The 20,470-nt window shown below is 53.7% G+C and carries 14 protein-coding genes; 6 read left to right on the top strand and 8 right to left on the bottom strand.

Features of this window, described 5'->3' with window-relative positions; all coding sequences use genetic code 11:
- Nucleotides 1-138: 138 nt before the first annotated feature.
- Together DCC81_RS10355 and DCC81_RS10350 are read left to right on the top strand one after the other, a co-directional pair.
- Nucleotides 139-2,430, top strand: a complete 2,292-nt coding sequence (locus DCC81_RS10355) for a GH92 family glycosyl hydrolase (RefSeq protein ID WP_108688206.1) — start codon at nt 139-141, stop codon at nt 2,428-2,430.
- Between the two features lie 77 nt (nt 2,431-2,507).
- Entirely contained in the window at nt 2,508-3,221 is a 714-nt protein-coding gene (locus DCC81_RS10350) for a basic secretory family protein (RefSeq protein WP_240612956.1), read from the top strand.
- A gap of 197 nt (nt 3,222-3,418) precedes the next feature.
- Here DCC81_RS10350 and DCC81_RS10345 read toward each other — a convergent pair whose 3' ends face one another.
- The 3 genes from DCC81_RS10345 to DCC81_RS10330 all read right to left on the bottom strand — a co-directional run bounded on the left by DCC81_RS10345 (nt 3,419) and on the right by DCC81_RS10330 (nt 9,691).
- Entirely contained in the window at nt 3,419-4,969 is a 1,551-nt protein-coding gene (locus tag DCC81_RS10345; RefSeq protein ID WP_108686574.1) for a RagB/SusD family nutrient uptake outer membrane protein, read from the bottom strand.
- A gap of 19 nt (nt 4,970-4,988) precedes the next feature.
- Nucleotides 4,989-8,042, bottom strand: coding sequence for a SusC/RagA family TonB-linked outer membrane protein (locus DCC81_RS10340; RefSeq protein ID WP_205686309.1), 3,054 nt, complete (start codon nt 8,040-8,042; stop codon nt 4,989-4,991).
- 581 nt (nt 8,043-8,623) lie between these two features.
- The gene (locus DCC81_RS10330; RefSeq protein WP_108686572.1) at nt 8,624-9,691 is read right to left on the bottom strand and encodes a LacI family DNA-binding transcriptional regulator; all 1,068 of its coding nucleotides are present in this window, start codon (nt 9,689-9,691) and stop codon (nt 8,624-8,626) included.
- 254 nt (nt 9,692-9,945) lie between these two features.
- Between DCC81_RS10330 and DCC81_RS10325 the strand changes: the two genes are divergently transcribed.
- Entirely contained in the window at nt 9,946-10,740 is a 795-nt protein-coding gene (locus DCC81_RS10325; protein WP_108686571.1) for a hypothetical protein, read from the top strand.
- A gap of 213 nt (nt 10,741-10,953) precedes the next feature.
- Entirely contained in the window at nt 10,954-12,534 is a 1,581-nt protein-coding gene (locus tag DCC81_RS10320; RefSeq protein ID WP_108686570.1) for a S41 family peptidase, read from the top strand.
- 87 nt (nt 12,535-12,621) lie between these two features.
- Here the strand turns inward: DCC81_RS10320 and DCC81_RS10315 are convergent, their stop codons facing one another.
- The gene (locus tag DCC81_RS10315) at nt 12,622-13,512 is read right to left on the bottom strand and encodes a hypothetical protein (RefSeq protein WP_108686569.1); all 891 of its coding nucleotides are present in this window, start codon (nt 13,510-13,512) and stop codon (nt 12,622-12,624) included.
- Nucleotides 13,513-13,693: 181 nt separating this feature from the next.
- Between DCC81_RS10315 and DCC81_RS10310 the strand changes: the two genes are divergently transcribed.
- Together DCC81_RS10310 and DCC81_RS10305 are read left to right on the top strand one after the other, a co-directional pair.
- On the top strand, nt 13,694-14,476 hold the full coding sequence (locus DCC81_RS10310; protein ID WP_108686568.1) for an SDR family NAD(P)-dependent oxidoreductase: 783 nt from the start codon (nt 13,694-13,696) through the stop codon (nt 14,474-14,476).
- Between the two features lie 407 nt (nt 14,477-14,883).
- Complete coding sequence (locus tag DCC81_RS10305; RefSeq protein ID WP_108688203.1) at nt 14,884-15,690, top strand: phytanoyl-CoA dioxygenase family protein; 807 nt, start codon at nt 14,884-14,886, stop codon at nt 15,688-15,690.
- Between the two features lie 147 nt (nt 15,691-15,837).
- On the opposite strand, the gene DCC81_RS10300 is transcribed toward DCC81_RS10305, so the two are convergent.
- The 4 genes from DCC81_RS10300 to DCC81_RS10285 all read right to left on the bottom strand — a co-directional run bounded on the left by DCC81_RS10300 (nt 15,838) and on the right by DCC81_RS10285 (nt 20,158).
- Nucleotides 15,838-17,220 carry a di-heme oxidoreductase family protein gene (locus DCC81_RS10300; RefSeq protein WP_205686308.1) on the bottom strand — a complete coding sequence of 461 codons (1,383 nt, stop codon included), beginning with the start codon at nt 17,218-17,220 and terminating at the stop codon, nt 15,838-15,840.
- A 57-nt stretch (nt 17,221-17,277) separates the two neighbouring features.
- Nucleotides 17,278-18,360: an imelysin family protein gene (locus DCC81_RS10295; protein WP_108686567.1), complete on the bottom strand. Its 1,083-nt coding sequence runs from the start codon at nt 18,358-18,360 to the stop codon at nt 17,278-17,280.
- Complete coding sequence (locus tag DCC81_RS10290) at nt 18,357-18,800, bottom strand: QcrA and Rieske domain-containing protein (RefSeq protein WP_108686566.1); 444 nt, start codon at nt 18,798-18,800, stop codon at nt 18,357-18,359. The genes DCC81_RS10295 and DCC81_RS10290 overlap by 4 nt, the downstream gene beginning before the upstream one ends.
- A gap of 89 nt (nt 18,801-18,889) precedes the next feature.
- Complete coding sequence (locus DCC81_RS10285) at nt 18,890-20,158, bottom strand: hypothetical protein (protein WP_108686565.1); 1,269 nt, start codon at nt 20,156-20,158, stop codon at nt 18,890-18,892.
- Between the last annotated feature and the right edge of the window lie 312 nt (nt 20,159-20,470).

The raw sequence follows: 20,470 nt of genomic DNA, 5'->3' as shown, positions 1-20,470 counted from the left end.
TGAAAACCTGCTTCATTTTTGTTAAAATTGTATTCAATAGTTTTGCTAAATCGATTTAAATTTACCTTTCCGGCGATCAACTCCGTGAATCCCGCCACCAGACTAAAAAAACAAAACCAACAAAATCACTACAACTACATGCGTAAAACTGCTTTCCTGTTGTACTGTTGCCTGCCACTCGGCCTTATGGCCCAGCAAAAAGGTGAGTCACTGGTACCTTATGTGAAACCCATTATCGGCACCCAGAAAATGGGCCACACCTTCCCCGGCGCCACCGTTCCCTTTGGCAGTGTACAACTCAGCCCGGACACAGACACCATCCCGTATGAAATGAACGGGCATTACAACGGGGATGTATATAAGTACTGCGCCGGCTACCAATACGATGACAAGACCATCGTAGGTTTCAGTCACACACACTTCAGCGGCACCGGCCACAGTGACCTGGGCGACTTCCTCATTATGCCCACCACCGGCGCGTTGCAGCTGAACCCCGGCACGGCAGACAATCCCGCCAGCGGCTTCCGCTCTGCTTACTCCCACGCCAGTGAAGTAGCAGAAGCAGATTACTACAAAGTAAAACTGGACGATAACAATATCACCGCAGAACTGACCGCCACTACCCGCGTGGGCTTCCACCAGTACACCTTTCCCAAGGCAGATGATGCCCACATTATCCTGGACCTGATGAGCGGCATTTATAACTACCCGGACAAGAACGTATGGACGGTGGTGCGCGTGGTGAATGATACACTGGTAACCGGCTACCGCCAGACCAATGGCTGGGCGCGTACCCGCACCGTGTACTTTGCCATGACCTTTTCCAAACCGTTCAAATCCTACGGCAGCGCCAATTACTCCAAGCGCGAAGTGTACCATGGTTTCTGGGGCAAATTTGACCAGCGCAATAACTTCCCCGACATGGCCGGCACCCAGCTGCGTGCCCACTTTGACTTTGCCACCAATGATGGGGAAAAGATCAAAATAAAATTTGCCCTCTCCCCCGTAAGCCAGGAAGGCGCGCTGAACAACCTGCGCACCGAGACCCCGGGCTGGGACTTTGACCAGGTGAAGGCCGAAGGCCAGGCCCTGTGGGAAAAGGAACTGCGCAAGATCACCATTGCCAGCAACAGCGTGGAAGAAAAACAAAACTTCTACACCGCCATGTACCACGCCTTCATCAACCCTACTGTGTACATGGATGTGGATGGCCGCTACAAAGGCCTGGACCAGGAGATCCATAAAGCAGACGGCTTTACCAACTATACCACTTTCTCCCTGTGGGATACCTACCGCGCCCTGCACCCGTTCTTCAACCTCATTCAGCCCAAACGCAATGCTGATATGGTACAGAGCATGCTGGCCCACTATGACCAGAGCGTACTGCACATGCTGCCGGTATGGAGCCATTATGCCAATGACAACTGGTGCATGAGCGGTTACCACGCCGTGGCCGTACTGGCCGATGCCGTAGTGAAAGGCAACACCCCGTTTGATGCCAACCGTGCCCTGGATGCCGCCATTGCCACCAGCAACCACCGTAACTATGAAGGCATTGGGGATTACATAGACCACGGCTACATTGCCGCAGAACGCAATGGTGTGTCTGTATCCACCACGCTGGAATATGCATATGATGACTGGGCCATTGCTCAAATGGCCAAAAAACTGGGCCGCAATGATGTGTATGAAACCTACATGAAGCGCTCCCGGAATTATAAAAATGTATGGGACGCCAGCATTGGTTACATGCGCCCCCGCATGGCAGATGGCTCTTTCCGCAAGGACTTTGACCTGCTGAAAACAGACGGCCAGGGCTTCATTGAAGGCAACACCTGGAACTTCAGCCTCTACGTACCGCACGATCCTGCTGGCCTCATTGAGATGATGGGCGGTAAGAAACGCTTCACCCAGCACCTGGATTCTTTGTTCACCATGCACCTGCCGGATAAGTTCTTTGAAGAAACAGAGGACATTACCCGCGATGGCATCATTGGCAACTACGTGCATGGCAACGAGCCCTCCCATCACGTGGCCTACCTGTATAACTGGGCCGGATACCCGTGGAAAACGCAGGAGCGCATCCGCATGATCTTAAAGAAAATGTATGCGCCCCGCCCCGATGGCCTGGGTGGCAACGATGACTGCGGGCAAATGAGCGCATGGTATATTTTCAGCACCCTGGGCTTCTACCCGGTAGCTCCCGGCAGCGACCAGTATTCCCTGGGCAGCCCTGCCGTGGACGGCGCGGTGCTCACCCTGGAAAACGGTAACACCTTTACCGTGGAAGTAAAAAACCAAAGCGACAAGAATGTGTACGTGCAGAAAGTACTGCTGAACGGCAAGCCGCTGGACCGCCTTTACATTACGCATGAGGAGATCATGCAGGGCGGTACGATCACGTTTGTAATGAGCAGCAAACACGCCTAAAATAAACGGAAGGCCTGGCGGCAATACTACCTCCTGGCCTTTTTCCATAACCTTTTCTTTTCAACCTAACAGTTACTATGAACCAACGCTTAAAAAAAATGGCCATGGCCGGTGCAATGACGCTCTGCCTGGCCCCTTCCCTGCTCCATGCACAGGACGAACGGACACCTGCCGACAAGTTTTACCAACGGGACACCACGGTAAAGAACGGCTTTACGCTGATCGTGATCAACAAGGCCGAAAACTTTGACCTGCACGAAAAACAACGCCTGGTAGATGCCTTCTTCAAAGTGTACCCCGAAGAAGTGGCCCACTACAACAGGAAGAGCCTGAAAAAGATCTTCTTCGTGATTGACCCGGCCTACCACGGCGTGGCCGAAACCGGCGGCGGCGTGGCCCGCTACAATCCCGAGTGGCTCACCAAGAACCCGGAAGACATTGACGTGGTGACCCACGAAATGATGCACGTAGTGCAGGCCTACCCGGATGGCAGCGGCCCCGGATGGCTCACAGAAGGCATTGCAGACTATGTGCGGGCACAATACGGCATCAACAACGAGGCCGCCCGCTGGTCACTACCGGCATTCAAAGCCACGCAGTCTTATGAGAACAGCTACCGCGTTACCGCCCGCTTCCTCCAATGGCTGGTGAAAAACAAGAACCCGAAAATGGTGGACAAACTGGATAAAGCCATGCGGGAAAAAACCTACACGGATGGTATCTGGAAACAACTGGCCGGCGCCGACCTGGACAGCCTCTGGAAAGAATATGCCGCTAACCCGGTAGTATAAAAACAAGCAAGCAGTAAGAGATACAAAAGGGCCTTCGCAATCACGCGAAGGCCCTTTTGTTGTAAAACATTTTATCAGCACGCTATCTGCCATAAAAAAATGGAAGGGCGAACCTTCCATCTGTTTTGCGCTGAAACCACAATATAAAAAAACAGTACACAAGGGCCGGGTCATGACAGCCCCCGTGCACACTGCAATTATTTCCTTTCCCAGCCAGTGTTCTGGTCCAGGTTCTTGTTGTTGTCTTTCTCGCGCTGCGGCACCCCGAAGTAGTAGTACTTCTCAGAGAGCACGGAGTTGCCACCGTTGTACGTGAACCTGTGGCCTGCAAAGTTGTCAAAGCCACCGGTGGTGAGGTTGTACACCTTGCGGGTGCGCACCATGTCAAACCAGGTCTTATTCTCAAAGCACAGCTCATGGTAACGTTCTTTCCAAATGGCCTGCTGTACGGCATCCTGGCTGGTAATGCCCTGGGCTTCCAGGGTGGGCAGCTGGGCGCGGGACCGTACGGCATCCACGGCGGCAAATACCGCTGCATTGGGGCCACCGGCGGCATTCTGTGCTTCTGCAAAGATCAGCAGCACTTCTGCATAGCGCAGGAAGGTCCAGTTGATGTCACTCTGCGGTGTGCCCAATACGGCGCTTTCATCAAAGTATTTGTAAATGTAGTTATGGCCCAGCGGCAGGGAATCCTTGCTACGCACCCCATTCACGATCTTGGAATATTTGGAATAGAAGAACTGGTATTCCTGGGTGCGTTTATCGTTCTTTTCAAAAGAAGCGTAAAATTCATCCACAGGATAGATGGAACCATATTCATCAGAAAAGCCGGACACGTGCTGGCTGCGGGGCAGGAACCATGCCGTGAGGGTGTTGTTGAAAACACCCAGCAGGTACTGGTTCTGGAAGATCTGCTCACCGGTGTTCTTTACCAGGCGGTCATGCAGTGATTTGTATTCAGGGAAGAGGCTGTACCATTTGGCATCGATCACTTCCCTGGCCTTGTCTGCAGCTTTCTGGTAGTAAGCCTGGCCTTTCTGCAAGGGGAAGCCTGCCATGGTCAGGTATACGCTGGAGAGCAGGCTTTTGGTAGCGCCCAGGGATGCACGGCCGGCCGGGTCTGTGTTGGGCAGGCCCGCCTGCTCCGCCTGTTGCAGGTCGCTCACGATCTGGTTGTACACTTCTTCTTCCGTGTTACGCTTCACGTAGATGGAATCGGAAGTTCCATCCGTAGTGGGGGTGGTGATCAATGGCACTTTACCGAACATGCGCACCAGGTTGTAGTAATGAAATGCACGGTTGAAGTACGCTTCCCCCAGCAATTCTTTCTGGCGCGCCGCGTCCATTTTCACCGCGGGAATGCGGGCAATGGACAGGTTCGCATTGGCAATGGCCTTATAGCTGTTTCTCCACCAGTTGTAGAAATACGCGTTCTCTGCATCCGCAGTGAGATTGCGCAGGTCATTGTTGTACTGGCTCTGGCCCACTTCCGTGTTGCACAGGCCCGTGGGAAATTCCAGCATCATGAAAGGGCTTTCGCCGTAGGTGCCGGAACCATCGCTGACAAAACGCAGGTTAGCGTAGAGGGTATTGATGGAAGCCTCTGCCTGGTCTGCGGTCTGGAAATAGTTATCCTGTGTGTAGTGTGATTTATCCTGTTCGTCCAGGAACTTGGAGCAGCCGGTAGCCAGCAGCAGTGCGCCGCCCAGGAGGCCCAGTTTACCAATGGAAGGAATAATATGTTTCATACAATTGTTGCTTTGTGGTTTAGAATGTTACGTTCATACCCAGGGTGTACGTGCGGGGCTTGGGATAAGAGAAGAACTCAATACCCTGTGCAAAAGCATCGCCATAGGTAGTTACTTCCGGATCGTAGCCGCTGTATTTAGTGGATACGAAGAAGTTCTGTGCAGAAGCGTAAACGCGCAGGCGGGTCAGGTGCAGGCGGCGCAGGGTTTCTTCCCCGAAGCTGTACGCCAGCAGCAGGTTCTTACCGCGGATGTAATCTGCCGGTTCTACCATGTGGCTGTCAATGGTGGTCGTGTAACCAGCCTTGGACGGGCGGTTCTGCGCGATCATGGTGTGCTGGTGATCGGGGGTCCAGCCATTCAGCACGGTGGCATAGCTGTTTGCCTGGCCGGTACGGTCTTCCCCGGAGTGGCGGCTCAGGTTCAGGATATCTGCACCATAAGCGTAAGCCAGTTCCACGCTCAAATCCCAGCGACCATAATGGAAGGTGTTCTGGAAGGTGCCAAAACCATCGGGCACGCCCTTGCCAATGATCTCGCGGGTATCGCTGCGTTTTACGTCACCCGGGTGCAGGTTGTGCGCGGCGGCTTCCACTGCTTCATCAGATCCGTAAGTGCCCAGGCGGCGCAGGCCGTAGAAGGAACCCACGGGCTGGCCTACACGAAGAATATTGGTGTTGCTCAGGAAGTACGGACCGGGGAAGATGTCGTCATTGGCGCTGCCCAGGGTCAGTACTTTATTTTTGTTGATGGCAATGTTAAACGCAGTGTTCCAGGAGAACTTACCGGTTTCAATGTTCACCGTGTTCAGGGTTACTTCCACACCACGGTTTTCCATGGAGCCAATGTTCTTGTAGATGGTCTCATAACCGGTAGAAGACGGTACGGGCGCATCCAGCAGCATATCGGATGTTTTCTTGTAGTAACCATCCACTTCCAGGTTCACGCGGTTCTTCCACAGGCCCAGTTCAATGCCTGCATCATACTGCGCAGTCTTTTCCCATTTCAGGTTGGGATTGCCCAGGCGGTCTATGCCTACACCCGGGGCACGCTTACCACCAAGTACCGCGGTTTCAGAACCAAGGCTGGCCAGTGACTGGTACACCCCGATCTCGGAGTTGCCGGTAAGGCCCGCGCTGGCGCGGAACTTCAGATTGGAGATGGTAGTATTGTTCTTCAGGAAGTCTTCTTCACTCACACGCCATGCAAAGGCAGCGGATGGGAAAAATGCATATTTCTCGTTTGCACCAAACTTGGAGGAACCGTCTATACGGCCGGTAACGGTGAAGAGATAGCGGTCCTTATAGCTATAGTTCACACGGCCAAAGTAAGAGTTCATCGCCCATTTGTAAATGTTGGACTCCGGTGTTTCAGGATTGGCGGCTACGCTCAGGTTGTAGTATTGGTAGAAGTCGTCATTGAAACCTTTACCGCCGGCACGGCTGTAGAAGTTGTCGTACTGCTGCCAGCTCAGGCCTGCCAGGGCGGTGATGCTGTGGTACTTGTTGAAACGCTTGTTATACGTCAGGTAGTTTTCAAACTGCCAGTAGTTATTGCGCTCCTGGCGTACCCAGGCTTCCCCCTGGTCGTCTGCGCTCAACTGGCGCAAAGTACGGCTGGAGTAGAAGTTCTCGTCAATGTTATTCACATTGAAACCCACGCTGCTGCGCAGTTCCAGGCCAGGCAGGATGTTCAGGTTCGCATACACATTGCCAATGGTGCTCTGTGTTTTGAAGAGATCCTTACGGTTCTTCAGGATGTTCACCGGGTTTTCACCACCTTCCATGTCGGGGTAATCATTGTTACTGCCGTAGTGGCCGTCTGCGTACGTTACGGGGATGATGGGCAGGGTCTCGATCATCATACGGGTAGCGTTCAGGCCACCTACAGCGCCATCCACGCGGTTTTCATCCACGTTGGAGAAGCTGATGCTACCGCCTACTTTCAGGTATTTCTTCACCTGGCTGTCAAACACAAAACGGGCAGCGTAGCGTTTCAGGTAAGATTCGCGCACGATACCGTTTTCATTGGAGTAGTTCAGGAACAGGCCATACGTGTTATCCTGGTTGCCGCCGGTCACGCTCAGGTTATGCGCGTGGCTGAAGGCCGTCTGCGTAGCTTCTTTCTGCCAGTCGGTATTGTACAGCGGGTTGCCGCTCTCGTCAAACAGGTTGCGGTCTTTGGCTTTCACACGCGGGTCTGTGTAGTTACCGTTGGCAAAGCCGGTAGAATCGTACTTGGGTGCATTGGCATATGAATTTTGCTCTACCTGCATAAATTGTTTGGAGTCCAGTACGTCCAGTTTTTTAGCCATTACACCAGCGCTCAGGTAAGCGTCGTATGCTACCTGGGCAGCACCGCTCCTGCCACGCTTGGTGGTCACGATGATCACGCCGTTTGCACCACGCGCACCATAGATAGCGGTAGCAGAAGCGTCTTTCAGTACGTCCATGGATTCAATGTCGTTCGGGTTCAGGTAAGTGATAGGGCCTGCGCCGATCACACCGTCCACCACGTACAGCGGGCTGTTGCTCGCGTTGATGGTGTTGTAACCGCGGATGTGCACATTGGTGTTACCACCGGGACGGCCGGAGTTGGTAGACACGTTCACACCGGCTACTTTACCCGCCAGCTCCTGCTCAATGTTGGTAGCGGGGCGCTCATTCAACACGGCAGATTTAATGGAAGACACCGCACCGGTGGCATCAGATTTTTTCTGCACGCCATAACCGATCACCACTACATCCTGCAGGGCTTTCACGGCAGTGCCCAGTTTCACATCCTGCACATTGCCACTGGCTGTAATGTCCTGCGGGTCATAGCCTACAAAGGAGAATACGAGGTGGGCATCCGCACCGGGTACCGTAATGCTGTACGTACCATCGGGTTGGGTCTGCGTGCCCGTGGCCGTACCTTTCACCTGTACGGTCACACCGGGGAGGGGGGAGTTGTCTTTTGCATCTGTTACCTTGCCCGTGATAACGTGGCTTTGGGCAAATGCCAATACGGACAGCAGCAGCAGCAAAATAGTCTGCACGCCGGTCCGCATGAACAACAGGTTCTGTTTTTTCATGTGGATTTGTTTGATATTATAAATGTGGGTATCCTTTACTGCTTACAGTACACAGGTACTCCATCCGGGCGACGGCAAAAGCCCGCCCGTTGCGCACGCGGGACGTGCACAATCATTTAACGTGCGGAAACAGGCTACCCTCGCGCAAAGCTGCACGGGCAGTGGTTTTTTCCGGGCTAAATGTTTACAGGAGATACATGCAATAAGTACTGCAGAATATAATCCCTAATGTTGCTACTGTTTTGTTTGACCTTTTCTTTTTTTCGGTTCCGTGAAAACTGCTGTTGTTGTTAGTGAATAAAATGCTACTACTGTGTTGTTTTAGATCGTATTGTGATTTATCACATGGACTGGTACGTTCATGCTGCAAAATGCTAAGAACGCGTTAAAAATAGGCCTTTTTTTCTTTAACTAAAACGATTTTGCAAAAGGCAGCAATACTTTGCGTCAAATATACATTTTCCCATTGCCGCGTAAGTGGCAACGGTTGGCGCTTTCATCGTTTTAAGGGATGAAAATATTTTTGAAAAAAAATTAAGGAATGATGTTTTTATCAACGGGGGAAAAACAATGGCGGCCTGTTAAAGAGAACCACGCTGGATGAACTTGCCCGGCAGCCTTACCTGCGTTTTACGGATACGCACATCGGCTTTGCCCAGTTGCTTCATGAGCAGTTGTATGGCCGTTTTGGCAATTTCCTCCACCGGCTGTTCCATCACGGTGATGCCCGGCTCCAGGAGGCGGAAAATGTCATGGTCGTCAAAGCTCATCATCGCAATGTCTTTGGGCACCTGCCAGTTCAGCTGGCGCAGGGCCTCCAGGCCCAGTAAGCCCAGGTAGTTCGTGGAGAAATACACGGCATCCAGGCGGGGCGATGTATGCTGGAGGAAGTCCGCTATCATTTTAATGGCAGCGGGGCGGGGATGGTTGTAAGGTATTTTGAGGATGCGTTTTTTCTGTACCGGTATGTTATTGGCCTCCAGGGTTTCCCGGTAGCCGCTCAGGCGCTCTTCCAGCTGCACCAGGTCTACATCCGCGGTGACAAAAGCAATACGCTGGTAGCCTCTTTTAATGAACTGCTGTACCCCCGTCTTCACCCCTGCATAGTTGTCCACCAGCACAAAAGGCGCTTTGATACCGGGGAAGAACCCATCCATCAGCACCACCGGGCGTTTCTTGTCCAGCAGTTCCTGGATGTCCCTTTCCATACCGGGTGCGGGCGTGATCAGGTAGCCATCCACGTGCCAGTGGGACAGCATATGGATCATGGCCCGGCCCTTGGCCGCATCGTTTTCCGTGCTGGTATACACCACGCGGTAGCCATAGCGGCTGGCCTCCTCCTCTATCACCCGGGCCAGTGCAGCAAAGAAGCTGCCGGAAATACTTTCCACCACCAGCCCCAGGATGCGCGACTGGCCGGTGCGCAGACTCACCGCCACCTGGTGGGGCGTATAGCCGGCCTTGCGGGCCACTTCCTTTACCTTGTTCGCCACCTCTTCGCGGATACGCATTTCCTGGGCCTTGCCATTGAGGATAAATGAAACGGTAGACGGCGCCACACCTGCCAGGCGGGCTACTTCCTTAAGTGATACGCGGCCACCGTTGCCGGCGCGTGGAGTGGATGGTTGTTGCGAACTTTTCTTCGTCATTCAATAGTGCTTGGTGCGGGCCCGGGGAACTGGCGGCGCAGATTTGGTTGTGTTGATCAGGGACCATGGCCCAAACCGGAAATTTAGGCAAACTTTCTTGTTTCCGGCCAAGATTTTCGGGCCAATGCGGCATTTAGGGGGTCAAACCATACAAATTGCCCGTTAAAACCGGTTTCCCACTTTAGGGTGCTGATAATCGGGCGGAAAGTGGTAAACTTGTAACCTCGTTTAACAAGAGAATGATCCAAAGGCATATGCAACGCATTTATCAACACCTCCTGGCTGCCGCCCTGCTGGCCGCACCGATGGCCACCTTTGCCCAGAAAGCCGATGCCACCAACGGCTGGGCCGCCCAGCCCTACAAGGCAGACGGCAAACTCGATGAATGGAAAAACCCCCTGCCTCATTACAATGGCGACACCCGCCTGTTTTATGATATTGCCAACGACGGCACCAATCTTTACATCGCCATCGCCTCCCGCGATGAGATCTCCCAGTACCGCATTATCAATGCAGGCCTGCACATCACCATCAATACCAGCGGCAAAACCAAGAACGGGCCCGGCATCACCTTCCCTAACATTGACCAGGACGCGCTGTACGACTACCGCCACACGCCCCAGCTCAATTATACGCCCAGCCCGGCAGAGAAATCCGCCAAGCAGAAACTGCTTTTCCTCCACACCGGCGACCTGTTGGTGAACGGCCTGAAAGACATCAAGGAAAGCGCCATTCCCCTGAATAATAACTATGGTATCACGGCCGGCATCAGCAATGATAATACCGGCATGCTCACCATGGAGATCACCATTCCCCTGGCCCGGCTGGACATCCCCGCGGAAAATGCAGACAGTGTGCTGGCCTTCAACTTCAAGATCAATAAGATCGATAAAAAAGAAGCCGAAAAACTGAAGGCAGAAGCTGACAAGGCTGCCCAGTCCGGCGGTGGTGGCGGCGGCACACCCGGTCCCGGCTCCGCATACTTCAATTATGTGCTGGGCTATGAGAACGGTTTCTGGACCCGCCAGGGACTGGCTAAAAAAATATAACACATTTCTAACCCCTCCCACCCAACCTTTCCGGCGATTCATCGTATATTAATAGTGTGATGATCGCCGGAACGGGATTCACCGCTAAAAACCGGAGTTTGGCCGAATATGCCGACAAATCCGCATTATTTTTTCTGTGTCCCGTTTTACTTATGCCGGGTCTTCCAGTCTAAAAATGCGATTTGATCCACCTCTTTCTAATTCGCTTTTTATATGAATATGTTCTACCGTAAAGCGGTATCCCCGCTATGCCTGGGCGCAGTGCTGCTAGGCCTCGTGGCCACCAGCGCCTGCAGCAAGAAAGACAAAGGCAGTAATAGCAATACCGGCGGCAACACCACCGGCACCGTCAACACCGAGGACTCCCTCAAGTACCGCATGTACCGCAATATGCAGGTAGACTTTTTTGATGTAAACGGCGCTGAAGATGCTCCCGGTTATTTCTGGTACAAATCCGTACCCTCCCTCAATCCCTACAGCAGCAGCTACGCCAAGGCAGACGATCTCCTGGAGGCCATGAAGGGATACGCCATTAACCCGGCCACCAACTCCGCCTACGACCGTTACAGCTTCCTGGACCGCGACAGCACCATCAGCACCCAGCTGCAGGATGGCCAGGTGGAAACTACCCAGGCGGTGACCGGTGATTTTGGGCTGGAAATAGCCTTTGCAGCGGATAAAAGCGGCGGTGTGCACACCCTGGTACTTTATGCAGATAAGAACTCCCCCGCCGGCAAGGCAAACCTGACCCGCGGCGTGGAGCTTACGTCCATCAATAACATCACGGACTTCAGCTCCACAACCAACCGCCAGAGCGTGATAGATGCCATCTATTCCTCTACCACCGGGGTACTGACCTTGAAGACCAAGATCGTGTCTACCGCCAGTGGCAATGGCCTTGGTACCACCGGCAGCGTGACCCTCAATGCGGCCGCCTATGCCATCAATCCGATCCTGTTCGATACCATTTACAACAGCAACCAGGGTAAAGTAGGCTACTTCGTGTTCTACACATTTACCAACACGTACAACAGCGCCGGCCAGCCTTCCCTCACCAAGCAGCTGCTGGATGCTGAAGTGACCAAGCTGAAAACAGCCAATGTGACCAACGTGATCGTGGACCTGCGCAACAACGGTGGCGGCTCCGTAGCCACTGCGGAATACCTGGACAGCGTGCTGGCACCGGCTTCCGCGGCCGGTAAGGTGATGTACTACACCACTTACAACGATAAGCTGAATGCAAACCAGGGCCTGGGCAGCCAGGGCGAAGCCACTAACTTCAGCACTACCAATATGGGCGTGCTTCCCTCCCTGAAAAATGTGTTCTTCGTGGCCAATGAATACACTGCCTCCGCCGCAGAACTTACCATCAACAACCTGAAGCCCTACTACGCCAATATGAAACTGGTGGCCGATACCAATACGTATGGCAAGCCCGTAGGCTTCATCGGCACCCGCCTGCAGGCGAATATTAACAACAAGCAAACTTACCTGGCGGACCTCTACGCCATCAACTTTGCCACGCACAATGCACTGGGCAACGGCGACTACTACACCGGCCTGGTACCGGACCAGAAAGCCATTGACTACGTAGACATTGCCTGGGGCGACCCAGAAGACCCGGCCCTGGCAGGTATCATGAATTATATCAACAACGGCTCCTTCTCCGGCGGGCGCCTGAAAACGAGCACGGATATAGGCACCCACCGCGTACGTACCGCCGTGCTCAAAGCCCAGAGCCGCAACCTGCGCTTCAACGGCATGGTGGATTTCCGGGGTGCGCAAAAGAAATAACACTATCCAACCCACATAAAAAAAGGCGGCTGCTCACCTGGCAGCCGCCTTTTTTGCGGGTATTTTATTTTCGTATATCCTTTACCGTTATTTGGCCAGCGTTACCGGCACGGTGGCTTCCATAAAGCCATTGCCTTTCTTATCCCAGATGCGGAATTTCCAGGTGCTGCTGGTACCCGCCAGCTGCCCGTTCAGCGTTACGGTAATGCGCAGGCCTTCTTTTACCTGGCTCTCTGTAAAACCATCCAGCTGGCGCTCAAACGCATCGCCGGTGTTAAACATTTCCTTACCATCTGCTCCATACACGGTAAGGCTACCGCCGGGGAATACATGCCCATCTACCGCGGTAAAGCCTTTAAGGCCCTGGAAGTTAATACCCACGCGGCCTGTAGCCGGCACCATGCCCTTGTCTACCCGGCCGGAATCCGCAATGAGGAACGTGCGGGTGGCGCTGATGCCCTGTGAATTTGTTTGCAGCCCGGTAGTATCAGGGTATTGCAGGTTCAATGGCAGGGTGGCGTCAATGGTGCCTTTACCCTGCTTGTCCCACACGTGTACCAGCATCGTGTATTTATGACCGGGGGCCACGTCCGGGGGGCCGCTCTGGTAGGCAGCGCGCAGCACGCGGGCCGCTTCCGGTTTTACACCACTCTTGGCCACATCTGCCAGCATATCCGTGTAGCTCGATACCACTTTGCCTTGCTCATCTTTCACGTCCAGTTGCATGCCGGGGTAGATCAGGCCGTCTTTTTCCGTGAAGCCGTGCACACCTTCCAGCAGCAGGACCACATCTTCACCAAAGCGGATGTCCTGGTCCTTCAATGGCTGCCCATTGCGCTCCAGCGCAAAGCTTTCGCACGAAAGCCCGTTGTAGGAAACAGAAAGCCCGGTGACCAGGTCTTTCCGGACGCCTGCACTGAAGTTACAGGCACTGAGCAGGCAGGTCACAGCTGCCAGCAGGAATAAGCGTTGCTGCATAAGTGGGGTGGCCCGGGAATGAGGACGGGCCAGTGCCCAAAGATAAAAATATACCCTTAAAATGCTATTAAATCAGTGGATTACGAAGTAATTTGTATTTTATATTTGAGCAGGCTGTCTAAATTTACAGCCACCCGCAAGGGATCTTATCAATTTTGTAGCGCATAGAAATCTTACCTGCATGTCCTCTTACGCACTGATCACCGGCGCCAGCAAAGGCCTGGGAGAAGCCATGGCCGTGGAACTGGCCAAACGCCATTACAACCTGTTACTGGTAGCCCGCTCCGGCGATGCACTGCGTGCCCTGGCAGACCGCCTGTCTGTCACGTACAACGTTCAGGCGTCCTGGTTAGCCCTGGACCTCTCTGCCCCGGAAGCCCCGGCAAAGGTGGAAGCCTGGTGCAGGCAGGAGGCCTTTCCCATTACAGTGCTGGTCAATAATGCCGGTTACGCGGTGTGGGGCCCCTTCCTGCAAAAGCCCCTGGCAGACCATTTGAACATGCTGCAGCTGAATATGCAAACCGTCGTGGAGCTCACCTACCGGCTGCTGCCCATCATGCAGCAGCAACCTAAATGTTACCTCCTGAATGTGGCCAGTACCGCGGCCTACCAGGCCGTGCCCACCCTGAGCGGCTACGCGGCTTCCAAGTCCTTTGTGCTCACCTTTACGCGGGGGCTCCGCCAGGAGCTGAAGGCAAAGAACGTATCTGTAACCTGCCTGTGCCCCGGCCCGGTAAATACTAATTTCCTGGACCGTGCCGGTATGGATGCCATCCGTGCCACAGCGGAAAAATTTGGCACCCCGCCGGAACCCGTGGCGAAAGCCGCCATCAAAGCCCTCTTCCGCGGCAAGGCGGAGGTGATACCCGGCGCCGTGAACTGGCTCAGCGCCAGCGCCACCCGCATTGTACCCAAAGCCCTGGTAGAAAAGATAGCGGGCAGCCTTTATAATAAGTTTTATTGACAAAAAAAAGGTCACAGCGCCACCCTGGCCTGCCAGGACGCCATATACCGGCAGCTTTGTGTACCCTGTACACGCGTAAATCATGAACATCACACGAAAATCATAGCAGAACTTTTTGCCGAACGGGAAAAACTCCATAGATTTATTCTACTGAACAAGTAGACTAATAGATGTGCAACCTGTTTCATATCAACCATTTTATCTATCCGCACCTGCAGCCCCGCTGTGGTTGCACCCTTTCCCGTTATTGTTGTCTCTAATGAATTTCTAATAACAATTCGCTAAATGCGTATTATTTTTTCATTACCTTTTCATTCTTAAAATTTTACGCAAAGATTTTACGCATTTACCGCTCCCTATTGCAAGAACACCCAGCATTTTTTAAACGCATTTAAACCTACATGATCATGGACGCTGCTTATCCCAGGTTCACTTTATCGGACGTACTGACTGCCGAACAACGCGCTTTTTTTGACCAACATGGTTTTATACATTTCAGCAACTTCATCACCCCGGAACAGGTCCAGGAAGTGGTGAACGCTTCCAAAACAGTAGAAAAAGACTGGATAGCACGCGGGGTAGAAAAAGTGAACGGCGTGCCCATCAAATATGGCAAAGACCTTGACGGGTCCCCGATTGTACAACGGTTTGCATTTACCAATCAACATCATCCTTACCTGGCCGCCCTCCTGGAAGATCCGCGCCTCCAGGCTTTACTGGGCTTTGTGGGACCGGGCGCCCGCATTGGTAAAGACGAAAAAGACGGCATGGTGTTTAACCACTACGTAAATGGGCCCCTGAGCAAGTTCACGAAAATGGGCTGGCACACCGATGGCCTGCGCGATATTTTCATGGGTGGCCGTCTGAATCCCATGCTGAATGTAGGCATCCACCTGAGTAACCTGAAACCGGAAAACGGTGGCCTGCGCATCATTCCGGGCACGCACCGCCAGAGCCTTTACCAGTTCCTGTTCCGCAAAAAATACTTCATCAGCCACGATGAAGACCCTAATGAACTGGCCGTGCGCCCCGCTGCCGGCGACCTTACCGTGCACGACGGCCGCCTGTGGCACCGTGTGGCGCAATCATCTGTGATCGGCGAAGAAAGCCGCCGCCGCGTGATCTACGTACCCATCATCGCCGGTAAATTCCAACCCAAGAATGAGCACAGCGCCACGCAGTTTTACCAGCGCTTTGCCGGTATTGTGAAATAAACGAATTGCTACCATACTACCGCTTACACGCCGCATCCCCTCCCGGGATGCGGCTTTTGTGTGTATGGCCTGTTTATAACTGTTACGGATATACGCATAAAAAGCGGCTGCACCAATATGCAACCGCCCGGTTATAAGTGTTTTTTACTAGAGTGATTTCAGGAAAATGATCAGCGCCTGCCGGTCGCCGCTGGGCAGGTGTACAAATGCCTGTTTTGATTTTTCCGCTTCCCCGCTGTGCCACAGGATAGCCTCTTCCAGGGAACGCGCACGCCCGTCGTGCAGGTAGTAAGGAATGCCGTTTGTTTTCTCAAACAGGCCCACGCCCCACAGGGCAGGCGTTTTCCACTCGTTTCCATTGGCCACAAAGTCCGGGCGCCCGTCTGCCAGGCCATCGCCCAGGTCGTGCAGCAGCAGGTCTGTGTAAGGATGGATGCGCTGGTTGCTCACCACGGGCAGTGTTTCATTGATGCCGGTATACAGCGTGGGCTTGTGGCAGGAGGCGCAACCTACCTGTGTAAAGAGGGCTTCACCATTCTTCACATTGGGCAGGGTTACATCGCGGCGGGCCGGTACGCACAGGGTGCGCAGGTAGTACACTACTGCATTGAGAATGCTATCCGGCAGCTCGGGATCGTCATTGCGCCCGTCAAACTGCTGCTGGCCGGTGCTGCTTTCCTGCGGGAACACGTAGCTGGTAACGCCCATGTCCTGCTGGTAAGCGCTGGCGGTCTGTGTGAGCAGGGTGGCGGTATTGGCTTTCATACCAAAACGGCCCAGCATCATTTTTTGCTGCACGGGGTCCCATACGTAATTGGGCCGGCCGCTGATGCCATCACCGTCTGCATCGTTTTCATCTGCAAAGCTTTTGATGGTGCTTTCCGGGATGTTCTCCAACAGGCCCAGGCCAAAGAAAGGCGGTGCCATGCGGGGGGAGCGCATTACGTTGCCGGGCAATGGCATGTATTGATGGAGGATGGTGTAAGTGGGCTTGTGCAGGGTGGCAATGTTACCATCGGGGTAGGTGAAGGGAATGTCCACGTACGTGAGGCTCACTTTGCCTTCGGGTTGCTTGCCTACATTGGCCAGGTCCTGCAACTGCAGGCCAAAGCCGGGCACTGCTACCGGGCCTCCATGTTCATCTGTGCCGGGGAGGCTCAGGCGCGTAAGCATGGAGGAAGTCACTGTACCAAAAGTGGGGCTGCCCTTGCCATCGTTATGGTGGCAGCTTTTGCAGCTCACGTTATTAAAGATGGGGCCCAGGCCGGGATGTACGGCCGCCGGCGGGGCTACAAAGGTAGCTTCAGAAGCCGCATCGCCCAGGCTGTGGATATGGTTGTCCCACTCGCTCAGCCCTGTTACGCAATCGCCAAAGGCCTTGCTGCTGGCGTTGAAAGTGGTGGCGGCACCACCGCTCAGGCGCGGATCGTACTGATCTTCGCCGAACGTGCCCGCCTTACGGCACATCACCAGCACTGCCGGCGCCACGGCCAGCAACGATGCCAGGTATATTTTCCGGATCCTCATCATTCGTTTTCGGTATAGCGAATACCCACGCAGGACACGCGCCCTGCACCGGCATCCTATTTAGTCTTTAATATTGGCTTTCAGGTAGTCCACCACGTCATTCTCCATCAGGTCACGGGCGGCCATCACCAGGTTCATGGTGGTTACGCACTTTGGCTTTTCGCTCAGGATGGCCTTTTCATAAGGCAGGGTAAAGGTGTCAAAGCTGCTGATGGCGGCATTGAAGGCATCCTGTACCTTTTTATCCAGGGAAGTGTTCTTTGCAAACACCAGTGCGTGCAGGCTGGTGGCGCTGCTGCCCTGGAAAGTGCCCATGTACACGGCGTATGCACCCATGATGTTATTCTTAAAATCGGGCAGGGAGTTGCTGCTGAAAGGTGATTCCACGGTGAGCGGGGTACCGGCATCGTAGGGGTCTTTCATTTTACCATCGCCTACTTCATTACAGATGTCGCCTACCACGGTGGCCAGGTCCACGAAGAACTGTTGTTTGGTGGGGAATGGCTGGTTGCCTTTGCCGGCGTCCAGTACCTTCTGGGCATAGTTGCCGCTGGTGGGGATCCAGGAATTATATACGTTGGTACAGGTGTTCACCACGTCCTGGGTGAGGCTTTTCAGGTACAGCATTTCACGGTCTGTAATGGCTGCGGCTTTCTTTTTCCCGTCCACGCCCCACATGATGTACTCCGCGGGGTGGAAGCCGTGCAGTGCATCATCTTCCAGGTTGGTCACGGTGCTCAGGTCCAGGGTAATGCTGTTGTCAGCGATCAGTTTATTGAGGCTGGAAGTATCTACCGGCCAGGTGTCCATGTGGGGGTCGTAGTTATTGTCTTCCACGGGGCCCAGCAGGTAACCTTCACATTGTTCCCAAACAGTGCGCAGGCTGCGCCAGGACTGCTTTGCATTTTCCAGGTCCGCATCCGTCCTGGTGCGGGAGAATACTACTACCGCACTGTCAAACAGGACAGCCTTTGCCTGCAAGGAAGCATAGCCAGGGATGGCGGTTTTATTGACAAAGTCTGCGATGACGGTATTTTCCAGGGTGGTGAAGCTTTCAGAGCCCCCGCCGTTGTTGGCGTCTTTCTTACAGGACGCGAAGCCAATGGCTGCCGCCGCTACAAAGAGTATCGCTTTTTTTCTCATGCTTTTTGGTTTGTATGGATTACTAAATGGTCTTGCACAATCTCGGTGCGCAAGCGGGGAAGCGGCCTTTCGGCGGGACCTTTTTTCACATTGCCATCCTGGTCGAACTGGCTGCCATGGAGGCTGCAGTAAAACCCTGAGCCGGTACGCACCACCTGGTTATGCTGGTGGGTGCACTGCATGAGCAATGCCTCGTACTGGTCGTTCTTTTTGCGCACGGCAATTTCATACTCGAAATGTTGCACGCTGATGATCTGCGTGTCTTCCGTGGCAAAGCGGGAAAGCGGCACATTCACCTGGTTGTTGTTCATGGTCGTAGAAAACACCTTAGCCGGTGTACCACAGGCGCTGAGCAGGTCTCCAAGCGTCAGCGAGGCTGCGCCCAGTAAACAAATCCTGCAACCGGTCTTTAAAAAGTCTCTTCTTTCCAGCTTTTGCATAGCATTTTGGTTTGTGCTTCCTTATTTAGTAATTGCTTCAGGGGGTACCTGGCCCTGGGCGCCAATGCCCACATCCAGGAACATATTATTTAGAACGAGTAGCCAATGCCCACGTTCAGGAAAGTATCGTTCTGGCTATATGGAATGCGGGTGGGGCTGGGGTTGATCACCAGCTCCGGGTTTTCCGGCCCCGTGTGCAGCAGGCGTACATCCGCCTTGAGGGCTACATTCGGGATGGGGAGGTAAGTGATACCGGCAATGAGGTGTTGTTGTTTCAGCTTACCATCATAAATAGCATTGTCCGGGATCGTTGCGTTCATATCCAGCATTTCATAGCGGGCAAACACATTGAATTGCTGCATTTTCAGTTTTTCGTTGCGGGTGTGCTCAAACAGGTTGTAAGCCACTTCACCATAAGCGCCGTACAGGAAGCTGGCCATGTTGTTGGCATAAGCGCGGTTCATATCCGCCGCGCCCTGGTAGCTGATCACCGTACCCAGGGCCTTGACGGCCCAGCCATTGCGGGCGTATTGCACATCGCCTTCACCCAGGTATACGGTTTCTGCAAAGGGGCCGCTCTTCAGCAGCAGGCTGTCTGATTTACGTTTAGCCGCACCGTTTGCACCACCTGCATAGCCGGAAAGCTGGAACTTGAAGTCCTGCAGGTAGTACTGCACAGAAGCCGTTACTGCAATGTTGTTGGCAAAAGCACCCTGGCCTTCTGCACGGCCGTCTATCAGGCCGGTACCATGTTCAAAGGCCGCTCCATTCAGCCCGTTGAGCAGGGCTACGGTATAGTTGAGCGGCGCGTAGCGGGAGTGGCCATAGAAGCCAATGCCCAGTTCACGCCAGGTAGCGGGGATGATGAGCTGCTCTACCATGGGACGCTCTACCCCGTTGAAATTCACCGGCAGGTGATTTTCATTCAGGATCCCGATGCGCGGTACAAAAAGACCGGCCACCAGGTATTGATGGGAGTTCAGGTTGAATTTCAGGTAAGCCTGCTCCATGGCTATTTCGCCTTCAAAGCCGCCTACGCCATCTGTACCGGGACCTACCTTGGCATTTTCCAGTTCCAGCTCCGTAAACAGGGAGATCTTTGCATTGAACTGGTGGCCTACAAAGAGCACCGCCCTTTCCAGGGTGGCGCGTGACATCTGCTGGTTAAAGTCGCGCTGGAAGAACGCTGATCCGTAGCCGGAAACAACGGTCTTGGAAGTGTTCATTCCTTGGTTCAGGGAATCTTCGTTGGTCATCACCAGCTTCTGGGCGGCGGTGACAGTCGGCTTCAGGGTTTGGGCCGTAAGTAATTGCGCAGTCAGCGTGCATCCGATGGAGAGTAGCACTAATTTTTTCATGGCGCAAAGTTGTGGGGAATAATGGGGTTTCCGGTTACGCAAAACGGAAATTCTTTTCAGGGGAAACGGGAAAGGCGCTGCGCTCCTCAGGGCCTTTTCCCTTGCCGGGCACAAAGTCCTTTAAACACGCCATGGTGGCCCATTACGGCAGATCACCATACTGAAAAACACAATAGAATCAGTGCGTCAGAAATACACTTTGCGCGTTGTGGAAAACACGAAACAGGGGTATAAACCTGCCTGGGTTAGCCCCTATAGTAATTTTGCAGATCGAAACGGGAAAAATCCGGACAGTGCTCCAGGGGTTGGTAT

This window comes from Chitinophaga parva, assembly GCF_003071345.1.
Taxonomy (GTDB): domain Bacteria; phylum Bacteroidota; class Bacteroidia; order Chitinophagales; family Chitinophagaceae; genus Chitinophaga; species Chitinophaga parva.
Note: the sequence above shows the minus strand (reverse complement) of the source record. Positions and strands in the feature narration are given on the sequence as shown.